General features: G+C 66.3%; 16 protein-coding genes and 1 pseudogene. 10 read left to right on the top strand and 7 right to left on the bottom strand.

Annotated elements, in window-relative coordinates:
- Positions 1-14: 14 nt before the first annotated feature.
- From ACW4E8_RS22750 to ACW4E8_RS22740, 3 genes are all read right to left on the bottom strand, one after another.
- The gene (locus ACW4E8_RS22750; RefSeq protein WP_456806614.1) at positions 15-287 is read right to left on the bottom strand and encodes a hypothetical protein; all 273 of its coding nucleotides are present in this window, start codon (positions 285-287) and stop codon (positions 15-17) included.
- 24 nt (positions 288-311) lie between these two features.
- Positions 312-590, bottom strand: a complete 279-nt coding sequence (locus ACW4E8_RS22745; protein ID WP_456806613.1) for a hypothetical protein — start codon at positions 588-590, stop codon at positions 312-314.
- 238 nt (positions 591-828) lie between these two features.
- On the bottom strand, positions 829-1077 hold the full coding sequence (locus tag ACW4E8_RS22740; protein WP_456806612.1) for a hypothetical protein: 249 nt from the start codon (positions 1075-1077) through the stop codon (positions 829-831).
- 137 nt (positions 1078-1214) lie between these two features.
- Here ACW4E8_RS22740 and ACW4E8_RS22735 point away from each other — a divergent pair, with 137 nt between their 5' ends.
- The 10 genes and pseudogenes from ACW4E8_RS22735 (at position 1215) to ACW4E8_RS22690 (ending at position 14034) form a co-directional block, all read left to right on the top strand.
- Positions 1215-2345, top strand: coding sequence for an AGE family epimerase/isomerase (locus ACW4E8_RS22735; protein ID WP_456806611.1), 1131 nt, complete (start codon positions 1215-1217; stop codon positions 2343-2345).
- A gap of 501 nt (positions 2346-2846) precedes the next feature.
- Positions 2847-3596 (top strand): winged helix-turn-helix transcriptional regulator, encoded by a 750-nt coding sequence (locus ACW4E8_RS22730; protein WP_456806610.1) that lies wholly within the window; start codon positions 2847-2849, stop codon positions 3594-3596.
- A gap of 216 nt (positions 3597-3812) precedes the next feature.
- The gene (locus ACW4E8_RS22725) at positions 3813-4514 is read left to right on the top strand and encodes a winged helix-turn-helix transcriptional regulator (protein WP_456806609.1); all 702 of its coding nucleotides are present in this window, start codon (positions 3813-3815) and stop codon (positions 4512-4514) included.
- A 172-nt stretch (positions 4515-4686) separates the two neighbouring features.
- Positions 4687-5388 carry a response regulator transcription factor gene (locus ACW4E8_RS22720; RefSeq protein ID WP_456806608.1) on the top strand — a complete coding sequence of 234 codons (702 nt, stop codon included), beginning with the start codon at positions 4687-4689 and terminating at the stop codon, positions 5386-5388.
- Entirely contained in the window at positions 5351-7150 is a 1800-nt protein-coding gene (locus tag ACW4E8_RS22715) for a sensor histidine kinase (protein WP_456806607.1), read from the top strand. Before ACW4E8_RS22720 ends, ACW4E8_RS22715 begins: the two co-directional genes overlap by 38 nt.
- Positions 7150-7581, top strand: a complete 432-nt coding sequence (locus ACW4E8_RS22710) for a response regulator (RefSeq protein WP_456806606.1) — start codon at positions 7150-7152, stop codon at positions 7579-7581. The genes ACW4E8_RS22715 and ACW4E8_RS22710 overlap by 1 nt, the downstream gene beginning before the upstream one ends.
- A 270-nt stretch (positions 7582-7851) precedes the next feature.
- Positions 7852-11751: a YadA-like family protein gene (locus ACW4E8_RS22705; RefSeq protein WP_456806605.1), complete on the top strand. Its 3900-nt coding sequence runs from the start codon at positions 7852-7854 to the stop codon at positions 11749-11751.
- A 23-nt stretch (positions 11752-11774) separates the two neighbouring features.
- Positions 11775-11903 (top strand): annotated as a pseudogene (locus ACW4E8_RS22700) (DUF2827 family protein); the annotation flags it as partial.
- A gap of 70 nt (positions 11904-11973) precedes the next feature.
- Entirely contained in the window at positions 11974-12885 is a 912-nt protein-coding gene (locus ACW4E8_RS22695) for a DUF2827 family protein (RefSeq protein WP_456806604.1), read from the top strand.
- On the top strand, positions 12886-14034 hold the full coding sequence (locus ACW4E8_RS22690; protein WP_456806603.1) for a DUF2827 domain-containing protein: 1149 nt from the start codon (positions 12886-12888) through the stop codon (positions 14032-14034).
- A gap of 186 nt (positions 14035-14220) precedes the next feature.
- Here the strand turns inward: ACW4E8_RS22690 and ACW4E8_RS22685 are convergent, their stop codons facing one another.
- The 4 genes from ACW4E8_RS22685 to ACW4E8_RS22670 all read right to left on the bottom strand — a co-directional run bounded on the left by ACW4E8_RS22685 (position 14221) and on the right by ACW4E8_RS22670 (position 16046).
- Entirely contained in the window at positions 14221-14454 is a 234-nt protein-coding gene (locus ACW4E8_RS22685; RefSeq protein WP_018314753.1) for a hypothetical protein, read from the bottom strand.
- Between the two features lie 95 nt (positions 14455-14549).
- Positions 14550-14918: a hypothetical protein gene (locus ACW4E8_RS22680; RefSeq protein WP_456806602.1), complete on the bottom strand. Its 369-nt coding sequence runs from the start codon at positions 14916-14918 to the stop codon at positions 14550-14552.
- A 60-nt stretch (positions 14919-14978) separates the two neighbouring features.
- Positions 14979-15671 (bottom strand): alpha/beta hydrolase, encoded by a 693-nt coding sequence (locus ACW4E8_RS22675; protein WP_456806601.1) that lies wholly within the window; start codon positions 15669-15671, stop codon positions 14979-14981.
- A gap of 90 nt (positions 15672-15761) precedes the next feature.
- Positions 15762-16046 carry a hypothetical protein gene (locus ACW4E8_RS22670; protein ID WP_456806600.1) on the bottom strand — a complete coding sequence of 95 codons (285 nt, stop codon included), beginning with the start codon at positions 16044-16046 and terminating at the stop codon, positions 15762-15764.
- Between the last annotated feature and the right edge of the window lie 145 nt (positions 16047-16191).

Here is a 16191-nt window from a genome sequence, read left to right as displayed (position 1 = left end):
GGGCTAAAGCGGCGCTATTGCAGCGCCGCGTCCTCGGCATCGTGCTGGCCGGCGATGTGCGTGTCGATGGCCTCGCGCCCCCAGGCAATGCCGGCGCGCGTGGCGTCGGTGGCGCAGCCAAAGCGCGTCTGCGCGGCCGGGCAGGGCAGCGCCAGCTTGTTGCCGTGATGCCAGATCTCCGCGCGCAGCGTCCACCACCCGTCATGCTGGCCGCCATAGCGCAGCGCCGCGACATGGATGCGGTGGCCGCGGTACGTCACGTTCTGGTCATGCCATCCGCTGGGCATAGGCGTCGGGCACGCCGGGGCAACTCAGCGCGCCCGCATCTCGGCGGGGGTGCCGGGTTTGGGCGGGCGGTGCCAGTCCTGATCGATGTCGGGGAACACTTCACATTCACCCCGCACGATGTTTTCAATGGTGGCGCATACGCATTCGGTGCCGCGCGGCCCCACGCAGACCAGGCTGCGCGGATGGTCGGTGTGCTGCGGGATGGCATAGACGCGCATGCCCTCGCGGAAGAGGGGATGCTTGGTGAGGCGCTCGTTCATCAGCTCAACGAAGCGCTGCGGCGTGACGACCGGCTTATCCATTGCATGCTCCTGCGGCCTTGCCCACCGTGCCCGTTTCTAGGGGCGGCATGGCGACCAGGTCAGTTAAGGCCAGGAATATGACAGGCAGGTGGCAGGAAGCGCCCCGGGCAGCATACGTCGCCCGGGCGTGGCCGGAACGGAAAACCGCGGGTAATGCATACCCCGCGTTGCCACTGCCACGCTTTCAGACTAGGACACGTGGCACGTAGTGCAAGTGTTGCGCGATGCCGCGGACACTTCAGGTGGCGCGCAGTTCGCCTGCGGCGCGCGGACCGTTCAGTATGCCGTTGCCGGCGGCCCAGCAGGCCGCCTCGGCCTCTGCACGGGAGCCATAGGTGGATGGCGCTGCGACGGTGCAATCCTCGTCGGCGGCGCCGCAGCGTTCTTGCATGACGATGCGCCAGGTGAACTGGCCGGGTGCATCTTCCAGGACGTGAAGCACCAATGTGCGGTGATCGTCAGTCAGCGTGAGGGGCAAAGTCGACATGGGTGTCTCCCATTCGCGGGTGGGCGCCATTGATGCTAGCAACTGGGAGCCGCAAATGCCATGACTGTCTTTCGGCTGCGGCATGGCAAGATACGGCCTTTGCGGCCTCCGCCGCGCCTGTACTTCCTCGCCAGATCATGCCCATATCGCCTGAGCTCAGCCAACGGGTCGCCGCCCTGACGGCACACTACGATGCCACCGTGCTGCCGCTGTGGACCGCCAGCGGCTGGAATACCGACCTGCTGTTACCCTACGAGGCACTCGACGGCGCCAGTGCCGCGCCGTTGCCGCCGGCCCGCTATCGCGCCATGGCGTGCGCCCGCCAGCTCTATGTGTTCTCGCTGGCCGGCAACCATGCGCATGCCGATACGCTCTTCGGCTCGCTGCAGGCCTACTTCGGCAATGGCGAGGGCGCGTGGATCTACAGCGTCGACCCGGCCGGCACGCCGCTCGATGCCACGCGCGACCTCTACACCCATGCCTTCGTGATCTTTGCCTGCGCCACTTACCACGCGCGGCGCGGCAACCCTGACGCGCTCGACGTGCTCGATGAAACCGTCGACATCGTCGAGGACCGCTTCGCCGACGGCGCGGGCCTGTACCAGGCCGCGCTCACCGAGCATTTCCGGCCCAAGGGCGCCGGCGTGCTGCAGAACCCCATCATGCACCTGACCGAGGCCTACCTGGCCGCGCTGGATGCGACCGGGGACGAGTGGTATGCGGAGCGCCTGCGCGAGATCGCGATGGCCGTGCATGAGCGCTTTGTCGATCCGGCCAGCGGCTGCATTGCTGAACTGCCGCAAGGCAGCGCCGGCAACCGCATCGAGCCGGGCCATCAGTTCGAGTGGTTCTCGCTGGTGGCCGGCAGGCCGGCGCTGTTCGGGGACCTGCCGCTGGCCGATACGCTGCACCAGGCCTTTGCCTTTGCCCGGCGTCACGGCGTGGTGCCGTCGACGCAGGGCGTCAGCGCGGCACTGAACGCCGATGGCTCCATGCTTGACGATACCCAGCGCATCTGGGCGCAGACCGAGTACGCGCGCGCGCTTGCCGTGCATGGCGCGCCGGAGTCGATGGCGGCGCTGGAAGCCTGGACGCAGCAGTTCCGCAACCGCTTCCTGCAGGAAAAAGGCTGGCATGAATGCGTGGCGCGCTCGGGGGAGGTGGTGCGCGCGGAGATGCCGTCGACTTCGCCCTATCACCTGGCCACGTCATACAGTGCGCTGGCCGCGCTGACCGGCGCGGTGTGGCCGGCCCCGCCAGCGGTCTAGGTCGTCCTGCGCGGGTCTCCTGCGCTCACTTTCCTCATGCGCTGCCTGCTGCGCAGGCAGCGCATGCCAACACGTCTTCCAACCGGGCCATGCCATGCCTGCAGTGGAAGGCGACAAGCCTCCCTTTGCCTGCATCTATCGGCAGACATGAACGTCTTAATGCGCAGGTTTTCCGATTTTCGATCCTGATTTCGCGAATGTGGTGGGCTGCGGTGATAATCAGCGGGGATTCAGTAGAATTGTTTTGGGTTTTCGGACTTATTTGAAGCGGCCGTTTTCCGGCAGGAAGAAATGCCAACCGTGAGTGCGCTAAAAAGGTGCATTAATTCTCTGGGCGGGGCATGTTGATTACCGTTTAATACATTCGAGGGGAGATCCTGGAAATGTAAATTTTCATAAAGATAACGGCTCATTAATATGCGGTCGGGTATTGTGTTGTCGTTTTCAACGTAATACTTTTAAGCGACTGCCGTGGAAATCGAGGGCTTAAAGAGGGTTGCATTGGTCGACCACAATGCCGAGCGCCGGCACACGCTGGCCACGCGCATCCGGGCCTGGATCGCAGTCGCCGCCGAGGGTCACGGCGACCTCGAACACTGTGTCCGCATCATGCGCGACGCGCCGTACCAGCTGCTGGTGATCTGTGTGAATGGCTTTGCCCGGCCGTCGCTGGAGGCATCGCTGGCGCACCTGCACCGCTTCCATCCCCTGACCGCGGTGCTGTTTGCGCTCGATACCGACATGGAGACCTTTATTGCCGCGCATGCCCGTCTGGGCCAGGACGACTTTATCGTGGGCTGCCACCGGCAGGTGGACCTGATTTACCGGATTGCAGCCATGCTGGCGTGCGCGCCCACGCGTGACCGGTGGCGCGTGCGGGTCGGGGAATACCAGATCGACTGCGCCGGCAATCGCGCCACGGTAAACGGGGCGGAGATCCGGCTCACCGCCATGGAGGCGGAAATTGCCCACCTGTTATTTTCCCGGACCGGCGAGATCGTGCCGCGTGCCTATATCGCGCAGGCGATCTGGGGCCATCCGGAGCGCCAGTACTCGCGCGCGCTCGACGTGCACATGAGCCAGTTGCGCAAGAAGCTCGGGCTGAACGACGCTGCCTGCACCTTGCAGCTGACCGGCATCTACAGCAAAGGCTACCGCCTGGAAAGCAAGCGTGAAAGCCCAGCCGACGAATCTTCCCCGCAATCGGCCGCAGGCTTGCTCCCCGGCCCCTTCCTGACCGGACTCGCCTGATCCGTCTCTCCATTCCCGGCGCCGTGCAGGCGCGGGAATGCAAAACAATGTCTGCATGCTGCCTGCCACGCCTTGCGTCGTGGAAGACTGGCGCCATTACGCTGGTGTCCAGCGCGGCACGTCGTGCCACGGCATGCCAGCGTCCGGCACCTGGAGAATGCACGGGTAGGTCTGCGGCATTGTGTTGGGCCGGCCCTGGCAACGCTGGAGGCTGCAGTGGGCACCACCGAACCAAAATCTGTCGCGCTGCTGGATGCGGATGCGCAGCGGCAACGCGAGCTGGCCTCATGGCTGCGTCATGCCGGCCATGAGGTCAGTTGCTTTTCCAAATGCGGCGCCCTGGCCGGCGCGCTGCAGCGGCGCGTATATGACGCTGTCATGCTGGACTGGGATCTTGCCTGCGCCGCGGGCCATGGCGCCGCACCGCCGCTACGGCAATGCCGCCATGCGGCAGTCCTGGTCCTCGCCGGCGATGCCAGTGGAGACGCCGCCGCCGCGGCCTTGCTTGCCGGTGCCGATGCCTTCCTGCGACGCCCGCTGTGCCGCGAAGAGACCCTGGCGCGCTTGCGCGCCGTGCTGCGCCGTTGCACGCGCCAGTTGGCAGGGCCGATCTGCGTGGGTGTCATCCGCCTGGATCGCACGCATGGCCGTGCCTGGTCTGGCGGCGCTGAAGTGCGGTTGAGCGCGACCCAGTTTGCGCTGGCCGCGCGTCTGCTCGAGAACGCCGGTCATGTGGTTTCCGCGCGGTGGCTATGCACATGGGTGTGGGGAGAGCCGGACGCGGTGGCGGCGGCGACCATCGCCAGGCATGTGCGCGCGCTGCGGCGCAAGCTGGGCATTCATCCCGCCAACGGCCTGCGCCTGGCGCGGGTCAACCGCCATGGCTATCGCCTGGATGTTGTCGGCGACAGCCGGTGACACCACATGCTGCACCGCAAGGGCCGGCGTGTGGGCGCCGGCGAGCCGGCCTGCAACTGTAAAGTTTCTATAAGAATTCAAAGGAAATCGTCGTGCATGTCGCAATACTCCTGCCGACAAGGGGGCGCGCTATTGGCCCCGGGTCACCGCTCGAACAACTCTGGGTAGAGGCATGAGGATTGCCGTGTTGGAGGACGACGAGGTGCAACTGACGCTCCTCGTCTCATGGCTGACGGCTGCCGGACACGAGGTATGCAGCGCACGCAACGGCATGGAGTTCATCCGCCTGTTGCAGAAAGAGCCATTCGACCTGCTGGTTCTCGACTGGGAGGTGCCGGCCTACAGCGGCCTGGAAGTGCTGATCTGGGTGCGCCTGCGGCATTGCCGGAATACGCCAGCCATCGTGCTGACGCAGAGAACCGCCGAAGACGACGTGGTCACGGCGCTCAATGCCGGGGCGGACGACTATATCCGCAAGCCGCCGCTGCGTACCGAGGTACTGGCCCGCATTGAATCGCTGACGCGGCGCACGCGCGGCGCCGCGCAGCGCGTGGTGACGCTGGGCGCGTTCCGCCTGGACCGCTTCGCCGGGCAGGTGTGGCGCGGGGACGAGGAGGTGCGCCTCACTGCGACCCAGTTCGCGCTGGCGCTGCAGTTCTTCGACCACCCCGGCGAGATCCTGTCGCGCGAACGCCTGTATCTCGCGATATGGGGCAGGGCATTACTGGTCGAATCGCGCACGCTCGATGCACACGTCAGCAACCTGCGCGCCAAGCTGGGCATGCGGGTAGAAAACGGTGTCAGGCTCTCCACGATCTATGGCTATGGATACAGGCTTGAGGCAGTTCATGGCCCGGATGCGCCAGCGCGCTAAGGACTTGTCGCGCTTGCGGCGCGCCTACTGGATCGTCGGCGCCGCGCTGCTGGTGCTGGTGTTCGTGCCGGTGTGCCGCTCGGTAGAGCTTGAGTTCATGGCCTACCGGAATGCCGGGGCGGCCATGCAGATGCTGGGGCTGCTGCGTGCGACCCTGCAGGCCTTTGAGGCGGTTTCGGCCGAACGTGGGCCGGCCAATGCGCTGCTGCAGGATGACGAACGGAAGTCCGTGGTGCGTATCCAGGCGTTGCGCGCCGCGCGCAGGGTTTCCGACCAGTTGTTGGCGAGGCTCGCGGCCGAAGCCGCGGCGCTGCCATGCAAGCGTTGCCCGCTGATCGCCCGTGCCACTGCCGATGTGCGCACGCAACTGGAGCGGGGGCGCCAGGCCATGGATGGCATCATCGCTGACGAGCGCGCCACCCGCGAGCCGGGCGCCATCGATGCCGCCGTGGCCGAGATGATCGCCGCCGCCACGCGTTTCACGCCGGCGCTGAGCAGCGCCACCGCAGAGCTGGTCGAGCATGCCCCCGCGGTCACGGACCCGGTCGTGCTGGCGCGCAACGCGGGCGAACTCAGGGAATATGCAGGCCGGGAGGGATCACTGATCACCGAGCTGCTGGTGACCGGGCGCCCGATGTCGAGGGGCGATGTCAAGCGCCTGGCCATGACGCAAGGACGCGTGATCCAGTTGCTCGACGCGATCGAGGCACGCCTGGTCGGGCTGCGCGCGAGTCCGGCCCTGGCGCAGGCGCTCGATGACCTGCATCGCAACTACCTGGCGGACGCCTCGATGCTGGTGAGCGCCCTGATTCTCGAGATCGAACGCAAAGGCAGATCGCATCTTGGCGCCGCGGAGTTTGCCGACCGTTACACGCCAGGGCTGAAATCGATCATCCAGGTGCGGGACCAATGCCTGGTTGAAGTGGAAAGCCGCCTGCGCGCGGCCCGCAACCAGAGGCTGCTGCGAGTGCTGCTGGTGCTCGCCGCCGGCGTGCTGATCATGGCGGCCACTGGCTACGGTGTGTTCTACCTGGCGCGGCGCTATGCCTCGCCGCTGGACGGCTTTGTCGATGCGTTGTCAGCCGGCCGGCAACGCCAGGATGCGCTGCTCTCTGAACTGTCCCACGACATCCGTTCGCCGCAGGCGGGGATCATCGCGCTGCTTGAGATGGCGCGGTCCACGGACGCCTACCAGGCCGAGCCGGAACTGTTCTACCGGATCGAGCGCTATGCCCGGCGCACGCTGGGCATGGTCGACGATTTTGTCAGGCTGATCCAGCTGCAGTCGGTGGAGCGCAAGGCTGAAGTGGCGGACTTGCGCGGCATCGTGATGGATGCTTGCGACAGCGTTGCCGCGGCGGCCATGGCAAAAGGCATCCGAGTGGACGTGGACATGCCAGAAGCGCCGATGATGGTGCGCACGAGCCGTGAGCTGCTGACGCGGGCGCTGGTCAACCTGCTGGACAACGCGATCAAGTTCAGCCCGGACGGGAAGACCGTCCATTGCCGGGTGCACGCGCGCGGCAGGCGCATTGTCAGCGTGATCCGCGACCAGGGCTATGGTATCGACAAGAATGACCTGCCGTTCCTGTTCCAGCGCTTCCGCAGGTTTTCGGTGCCGGGCCAGCCGTCGGCGGAGGGCACGGGCCTTGGGCTGGCATTCGTCAAGAGCGTGATCGCGCAGATGCGCGGGCGCATCGTGTGCGAATCGAATGTCGGTATGGGCACTACCTTCACGCTGGAATTTCCGGGAGTCCGCTGATGGCAGCCGCCGCCGGGGAAGCCGGTCATGGGAGTCCTGCCGCCGCGGTCGTGGACGATGATGACGTGGCGGCCATGCATGCCGTATTCCTGCTGCGACACCTGGGCATCGGCAGCGTCTGCGTGCATCACAGCGTTGCCGCGGCGATTGCGGCGATCCGTGCCAGCGTGCCGCCACTGGTGATCTGCGATATCGAGATGCCCGGCGGCGGCGGGGTGTCGGTGCTGCGCGTGCTTGCCGAGCGTGCCTGCCCATGCCGCGTCCTGCTTTGCAGCGGGCATGACGACCGCTGGCAGGCGCGGGTGATCCGCGCCGCGCGGCTGACGAGGTTGCCGGACATCAGCTTTGCGCAGAAGCCGCTGCAGGCCCGCGTGCTGCGTGACTGGCTGGCAGGGGCGGGGCCGCTGGGGCCGCGTGATCTGGGATGTTGACGAGGATATCCCTCTATGCCCGCATGGGCAGCCGCCTCGCGAGGCTTCCTTTTCTTGCGCACGCGAACGTGGCAAGCGCCCCTTCGTAAAGCTTGGTTAAGAAAACATGATGGCCGGTGCCGTGGCTCCTATGCTTCGCGTCGCCATCGGACTCGATCGCCTGGTTGCCACTTGCTGGCCGGTGCGGCGATGAAGGTGGCAGGCACCCGATTCCGGCGCGACACCTCGCCTGCGGAAAGGGCAGTTGCTTAGCTACTTTCTGGATTTACCGTGAACAGAATTTATTGTGTTGTCTGGAGCCGCGTTCGCGGATGTTTGGTGGTGGCATCGGAACACGCCACGCTTCAAGGCAAGACGCCAGGCACCGGCCGGGTTGGCCGCGCTGGCCGCAGCCTGGGTCTTTCCGCCTCGCTGGCGGTGATTGGCCTGTCCTTCAGCCAAACTGCACTGGCGGGCTATATCGCCAATTGCCTCGGCAACGGCACGCAGACGGTCTACGGCTCGCGAGCCTCAGGCGGCGGAACTTGGAGCACTTTTACCGGCAGCGGTGGCGAAGCAGCCTGTGCATCGTCCGTGACCAATGGCGATGGCGGTGTGGTGATCTCCGAGGATGCCAATGGGGCCGGCGGCCTGACCGGTCCCAATGCCTACATGCTGATTGGCGCCACGGCCAATAATGGCACGGGCCAGACGACGATCTACTCGCCCAGTGGATTGTTCCTGAAAGGCAATACGACCAACACGGGGACGTTCCTGTCTCAGGGTGCCGCTACGTTCCAGTCCGGCTTGAACATGAGCGGGACCAAGATCACTAACCTGGCGCCGGGTACGGCGGGAACCGACGCGGTCAATGTGAGCCAGCTGTCGACCGTTGCGCAGGCTGCCAGCTCCAGTGTGGCGAGCCTCGATACCCGTGTCAGCGGCGTGGATAGTACCGCGCAGGCTGCGAGCTCCGGCGTCGGCAGCCTCAATACGCGCGTCAGCAGCGTGGAGAGCACGACCACGGCGTTGAGCTCGGGCGTTGCCAGCCTCAATACGCGGGTGAGCTCGGTCGACAGCACGGCACAGGCTGCGATGTCGACCGCGCGGGTCGCAAGCTCGGGCGTTGGCAGCCTGGATACGCGTGTCAGCAGCGTGCAAAGCACCGCGGTGGCGGCGAGTTCGGGTGTCGTCAGCCTCGATGCACGCGTCAGCAACGTGCAGAGCACGGCGGTGGCAGCAAGTTCGGGCGTTGCCAGCCTCAATACGCGGGTGAGCTCGGTGGACAGCACGGCGCAGGCGGCCAGTTCTGCCGCGCAGGTGGCGAACTCCACGGCCCAGGTGGCCAACTCTACCGCCCAGGTTGCAAGCTCTACGGCGCAGGTGGCGAACTCCACCGCGCAGGCTGCGAGCTCGGGGGTGGTCAGCCTGGATACCCGTGTGAGCAGTGTGCAAAGCACGGCGGTTGCGGCAAGCTCGGGCGTGGCCAGCCTCGACACGCGCGTCAGCTCGGTGGACAGCACCGCGCAGGCGGCGAATTCGACTGCTCAGGTCGCGAACTCCACGGCACAGGTTGCTAACTCTACCGCTCAGGTTGCAAGCTCTACTGCGCAGGTGGCGAACTCCACTGCGCAAGCCGCGAGTTCTGGCGTGGTCAGTCTCGATAGCCGTGTGAGCTCGGTCGATAGCACGGCTCAGGCGGCGAACTCGACTGCTCAGGTGGCGAACTCGACTGCGCAGGTAGCCAACTCTACGGCGCAGGCCGCGAGTTCGGGCGTGGTGAGCCTCGATACGCGGGTCAGCTCTGTCGACAGCACGGCGCAGGCGGCGAACTCGACTGCGCAGGTAGCCAACTCGACGGCGCAGGCCGCGAGTTCGGGCGTGGTGAGCCTCGATACGCGGGTCAGCTCTGTCGACAGCACGGCGCAAGCAGCCAACTCGACGGCGCAGGCCGCGAGCTCTGGCGTGACCAGCCTCGATACCCGCGTCAGCTCGGTGGATAGCACGGCGACGGCAGCCAACTCGACGGCCCAGGCCGCGAGTTCCGGCGTGACCAGCCTCGATACCCGCGTCAGCTCGGTGGACAGCACCGCGACGGCAGCCAACTCGACGGCCCAGGCCGCGAGTTCCGGCGTGAACAGCCTTGATACGCGCGTCAGCTCGGTGGATAGCACCGCGCAGGCAGCCAACTCGACGGCCCAGGCCGCGAGTTCCGGCGTGACCAGCCTCGATACGCGCGTCAGCTCGGTGGATAGCACCGCGCAGGCAGCGAACTCGACTGCTCAGGTAGCTAACTCGACGGCGCAGGCCGCCAGCTCCGGCGTGACCAGCGTTGACACCCGTGTCAGCTCGGTGGACAGCACGGCACAGGCAGCAAACTCGACTGCTCAGGTAGCCAACTCGACGGCGCAAGCCGCCAGCTCCGGCGTGACCAGCCTCGACACCCGCGTCAGCTCGGTGGACAGCACCGCGCAGGCGGCCAACTCGACGGCGCAGGCCGCCAGTTCCGGCGTGACCAGCCTCGATACCCGTGTCAGCTCGGTCGACAGTACGGCGCAGGCGGCGAGTTCGACCGCTCAGGTAGCTAACTCGACGGCGCAGGCCGCGAGCTCCGGCGTGAACAGCCTTGATACGCGCGTCAGCTCGGTGGATAGCACCGCGCAGGCGGCGAGCTCGACGGCGCAGGCCGCGAGCTCCGGCGTGACCAGCCTCGATACCCGCGTCAGCTCGGTGGATAGCACCGCGCAGGCGGCGAACTCGACGGCACAGGCTGCGAGCTCTGGCGTGACCAGCCTTGACACCCGCGTCAGCTCGGTGGATAGCACGGCGACGGCGGCCAACTCGACGGCACAGGCCGCGAGCTCTGGCGTGACCAGCCTCGATACCCGCGTCAGCTCGGTGGACAGCACCGCGCAAGCGGCGAGCTCGACCGCTCAGGTAGCGAACTCGACGGCGCAGGCCGCGAGCTCCGGCGTGACCAGCCTCGATACCCGCGTCAGTTCGGTCGACAGTACGGCTCAGGCGGCGAGCTCGACCGCTCAGGTAGCGAACTCGACGGCGCAGGCCGCCAGTTCGGGCGTGACCAGCCTCGATACCCGTGTGAGCTCGGTCGACAGCACGGCTCAGGCGGCGAGCTCGGCCGCTCAGGTAGCCAACTCGATGGCGCAGGCCGCCAGCTCGGGCGTGACCAGCCTCGACACCCGCGTCAGCTCGGTGGACAGCACGGCGACGGCAGCCAACTCGACCGCGCAGGCCGCCAGTTCCAGCGTGACCAGCCTCGATACGCGGGTCAGCTCCGTGCAAAGCACCGCAGTGGCAGCAAGCTCTGGCGTGATGAGCCTGGACACCCGCGTGAGCTCGGTCGACAGCACGGCCCAGGCCGCTAATTCGACGGCAAAGGCGGCGAGCTCCGGCGTAACCAGCCTGGATACGCGCGTGAGCACCGTCGACAGCACCGCGCAGGCGGCCAATTCGACCGCGCAGGCGGCAAGCTCGGGCGTGACCAGCCTCGATACACGCGTCAGCACCGTGCAGAGCACCGTCACCGCGGTCAGCACGGTAACGACCGACCTGACCGAGCGGCTGCAGACCATTGAGGCAGTTGGCGGCCTGCGGCCGAGCAGCGACGGCAGCATCGCCATCGGCTCGCAGGCAACGGCCAGCGGCGACGGCGCGACCGCAATGGGTGCGGGCGCCAGCGCGCAGGGCAGCGGTGCCACGGCGATCGGCAAGGACGCTTCGGCCGGGTCCGACGGCACGGCGATCGGTGCCGGCGCAGTGGCCCGGGAGAGCGGCTCCGTGGCGATTGGCGCGGGATCGGTCGCGGACCGGCCCAACTCGGTCTCGTTCGGTTCCGCGGGCAATGAGCGCGTGCTGACCAATGTTGCCGATGGCACCGCGCCGACCGACGCCGTGAACCGGCGCCAGCTCGACCAGGTGAACACCCGCGTGGATCGCGTCAACCGCGATGCCTCCCGTGGCATCGCCGCGGCATCGGCGCTGGCGATGCTGCCTGACGTCGATCTCGGCAAGAAGGGGCTCCTGGGCGCGGGCATTGCCAACTACAACGGCGAGACCGCACTGGCGATCGGCGCAAAGATGCGCATCACCGAGAACATCAAGGCGTCGGTGGCGATTGGCATCGCAGGGTCGAAGGCGACGGTCGGCGTAGGGGCTGGTTACCAGTGGTAAGGCATGGCGCCGCGGGAGGCGATATGCGCATCGGCATCACCGTCGGTCTGGCGTCGGAGGACGAGGGACTGTGGGTCAACGGCATCAAGCTGAATGCGCTGTACCTGGCTGAACTGCTAAGCAGCAGCCGGGGCCTGCGGGTCTCGCTGGTCAATACCACGGGCGTGGCGACGGGCAGGTTTGCCCGTCATGCCCCGCCCGGGGTGGAGGTGCGTCAGTTGGATGCGCTCTTCGACTCCGCCGCGCATGTGGATGCTGATCGTGCTCGGCGGCGCCATCTCGCAGTGGCAGCAGGACCGGTTGCAGCAACGTGGCACCCGGGTGGTCTGGTACCGCTGCGGCTCGGAATATATCGCTTCGATCGAAGCCGCGATCTTCGGGCGGCCGATCGGGGGCAGGGCGGCGTATCCGGAGGGCGCCGATGCGCTGTGGATGATCCCGCAGGTGGCAGACGGCAACCGGGCGTTCTATGAAACGCTGTTCCGGCGCCCGGCCGCGGTGGTCCCGTTCGTGTGGAGCCCGACCTGGCTGGAACGCCAGTGCGCCGGCCTGCTCAACGATGGCCGCCATGTGCCCGGGCGGCGTGCGCAGCGGCTGTCGATCTTCGAGCCCAATGTCGATGTCATCAAGTTCTGCTATTTCCCGCTGTTTGCCGCGGAACAGCTGTTCCGGCGCCGGCCGGAGGCGATCGAGGTGGTGTCGGTGACCAATAGCGGCGGCATCCGCCGCAACGAAGAATTCATCAGCGTGGTCTCGCACCTGGACCTGGTGCGCCAGCGCAAATGCTTCTTCGAAGACCGCTTCGAGTTGCCGTGGTTCCTCGCGCACCACACCGACGTGGTGGTATGCCACCAGATGCTGAACCCGCTGAACTACCTGTACCTGGATGCCGCGTGGCTCGGTTATCCGGTGGTCCACAACGCCGAGTTGTGCCAGTCGGTCGGCTTCTATTTCCGCGGCAATTCACTCGTCGAGGCGGTGCAGGCGCTTGAGGCCGCCGTCTGCTTGCCGGAGCCGGACTACGCCAGCTTTTATGCGCGGCAGCGGGAAGCCGTGCAGGCATTCAGCGCGCGCAATCCGGCATTGCTGCAGACCTACGAAGCGATGTTGCACGACGTCATGGAGGCACGCTGAATGCTGTCGAGACCTTTGCGCGTGGGCATTTCCTACTTTGGCCGGCGCGAGCCGCAGTCGATCTGGGCCAATGGCGCGGTGCAGAACTGCTTCTTCCTCTACTGGCTGTTCCAGCGCTGCCCCGGTGTGGGCGAGGTGTGGATGGTCAACGCCGGCGACGGTGAGGCCGGCCCGGGCGGCGTGGACATGGCAGCCGCGGGCGTCAGCGTGATCGGCCTGGAGGCGGCGATGGGCAAGCTCGACCTGCTGATTGAGATGGGTGCGCAGCTTGGGCCGGAGACAGTCGAGCGGGCACGCGCCCAGGGCGCGCGCGTGATCGCTTATCGGGTCGGCAACGACTATGTGATGGAGATCGAGCGGGTGGTCGCCGGCAAGAACGGCACCGGCATCTTCAACGGCGTGCGCTTTGATGAAATCTGGACCAACCCACAGCATGCGCGGACTTGCCGCAGCTTTTTCGAGACCGTCTACCGCTGCCCGGTCCGCATCGTGCCGCATATCTGGGATTCATTCTTTATCGACAAGCTGATCGGAGAACTGCCGTCCGGGCTGCGCTTCGGCTATGCGCCGGGCGCGCAGGACAAGCGCATTGCGATCTTCGAGCCCAATATCAATGTCGTGAAGACCGCCCACTATCCGATGCTGGTATGCGAAGCGGCCTATCGGCAGAATCCGTCCGGCATTGGCGACATCTTTGTCACCAATGCCATCGACCTGAAGCGGCATGAAGCCTTTGAACGGTTTGCGCTGGGGCTGGACATCGTGCAGGCCGGCAAGGCCTCGTTCGAGGCGCGCTTCAGCACGCCGTATTTTCTTGCGCGCTTCACCGACGTCGTCGTCACGCACCAATGGGAAAACGGGCTCAACTACCTCTACTACGATGCCGCCTATGGCCGCTATCCGCTGGTCCACAACTCGGATCTGCTGGCCGGCTTTGGCTACCAGTACGCGTCCTTCGACGCCCGGGACGGGGCCAGGGCCCTGCGCGAGGCGGTGCGGCAGCACGATGCGCGGCTGGAGGAATACGAGCAGGCGTGCCAGGCGTTGCTGGATGGGGTGAGCATCCGCAATGCCGGCAATGTGACGGCCTATGATGCGCTGCTGCGCGGCGTTTGTGGCGGTGCAGGCCTTGCGCCGGCAGTGGCGTAGCTGCTACGGCGCTCTTATCAATTCTTTGCAGTCATCGGCGGGCACCGCGCCTACACTCAAGCCCGCGCTCCGGCCCGTGCTGTTGTTCTTCTTAACCACTGGTCGTCGTTCTGAAGTTACGGGCCGGGGCGCACCTGGCAACGGCAGGCGCGCCGGTCCTGGTACGCGTTCTGGTGGGCGCCGGATTCAGTGCTGCGTGGCCGCGGCATGCGACAGTTGCTGCCGCGATGGCGTTGTCCGGGACATGGCACTTGCCGGAAGCACGGATGGGTCCGCCGGCCTCACGCGGGTCGCCATCTGTTCGACGCGCCGCACGGCCTGGACCTCGGCGTGGTCGTTCAGGATCAGGCACAGCAGCGTCAGCAAGGCTGCCGCGATCATGCTCAGTGCGATCCAGCCCAGGCAGTGCTTGCGTTCCATGATTGGCGGGTAGGGGCGTTATCAGAGCGCGAAGTTTACGCGCCCGCGCGCAATGCAACTGTCAATCTTTGCAAACGCCGCCGCCGCCCGGCCCGCTATTCCGTCACGCCGTTTTCATGCAGCAGCCGTTCGCATTCTTCCAGCATGTCGTACGCAAACGCAGACTGGTAGTTGGGATCGAGGGCTTCCATCATCTCGTGCGCGGCATACAGGCCGGCCTCGCGTGACAGCGATTCAGCCAGTTGGCGCGCGAACTGGTCGCTCAGTTCGGACAACAGGCGCCGCTCGGACAGCGGCAGCTGCAGCTTCGAGCGCGACAGCCATTCGCCGGCCAGCGTCGCACCCTGGGCGTCGGTCATCCATTGGCGGTGTTCGTAGTAGGCCGACAGCCGTTCGGCGGCCAGCGCGAACAGCAGCGCCTTGCGGGTATTGAAATCGATCCTGGGCGGTGGGGCGAGGGTCATGCTTGCGGGGTGGTGCGATGCGCGGCGCAGCGGCCGGCAATCATCTTGTCAGGGAGCGGATCAGGACTGCGCGGTGGCTGCCTGCGCAAAGCACGATGTCAGCCATGCGCCGATGGCGGCGATCTCTTCCAGGCAGACCGAATGGCCCATCGGATAGGTGTGCCATGTCACCGGGTGCTGCCGCGCCTGCACGAAATCGCGGGCGGCGACGCCCAGCCGCAGCGGCACCACGTCGTCCTGCGTGCCATGGGCGGCAAACACGGGCGTGGTGGCGTTGGCGGCGTTGGCCTCGGCCGCCAGCGCTGCCGGCGCAGGGATGTACGTGGACAGCGCGACGATGCCGGCCAGCGTCTCGGCATGGCTCAGCCCGGCGGTGTAGGCAATCGCGCCACCTTGCGAGAAGCCTGCCAGCACGATGCGGTGCGTGGGGATGCCACGGGCGTTTTCGCGCGCAATCAGCGCACGAATGGCTTCGCATGAGGCACGGATGCCGGCTTCATCGGCGCGTCGGCCGGCTTCATCGAGGGAATAAATGTCATACCAGGCCGGCATGACATAACCACCGTTGCAGGTCACGGGGAGAGCCGGCGCGTGCGGGAAGATAAAGCGCACGCCGGGCGATGCGGGCAGGCGCAGCTCAGGCACGACCGGGGCGAAATCGCTGCCGTCGGCGCCCAGCCCATGCATCCAGATGACGGCGCAGGCGGGATTGGGCGCGGTTTCGATTTCGATCGCGGGCAGCAGTTCGCTCATGGGGCTGGTTCCTGTGGACAGTGCGCCTGCGCGCCGCACGGGCGGCAGGCAGCGCGAGTATCGCACAGGTCGGGGCCAGCCCCGGCTGCGTCAGGCCGCGGACGGAACGATCGGGACCGTGGTGAGGCCGGGCGTGCGTGCCGGCAGCTCCGGCATGGCATGCGGCGTGGCGCGGCGCTTGTCGACCACGTCTTCCACGCCCTTGGCCGCGACGTCTTCCAGGAAGGCCACCATGTCGCGGTAGTAGGCCACCTGCATCTGCGCTTCGAGCAAGCGCCGTTCAGCCTGGAATAGCGTCAGCCTCATGTCTTGCAGTTCCCTTTCGGCAATCTTTTCCGGGGTCGGCGGACTGAACAAGTTTGCAAGCCAACGCATGGCAGTACCTCCAGTGCTGTCACAGCGAAAATGCGATGCTTTTGCCATGAGGTCCAATATAGACAAGAATTCGGCGAAAAGTCTCTCGGGCACCTCGCCGTGGCGCCTCGCCCACAAGGATGATTGCCGGTAGCGGAAGTCTGCG

The organism is Cupriavidus sp. CP313, from assembly GCF_054072015.1.
Note: the sequence above shows the minus strand (reverse complement) of the source record. Positions and strands in the feature narration are given on the sequence as shown.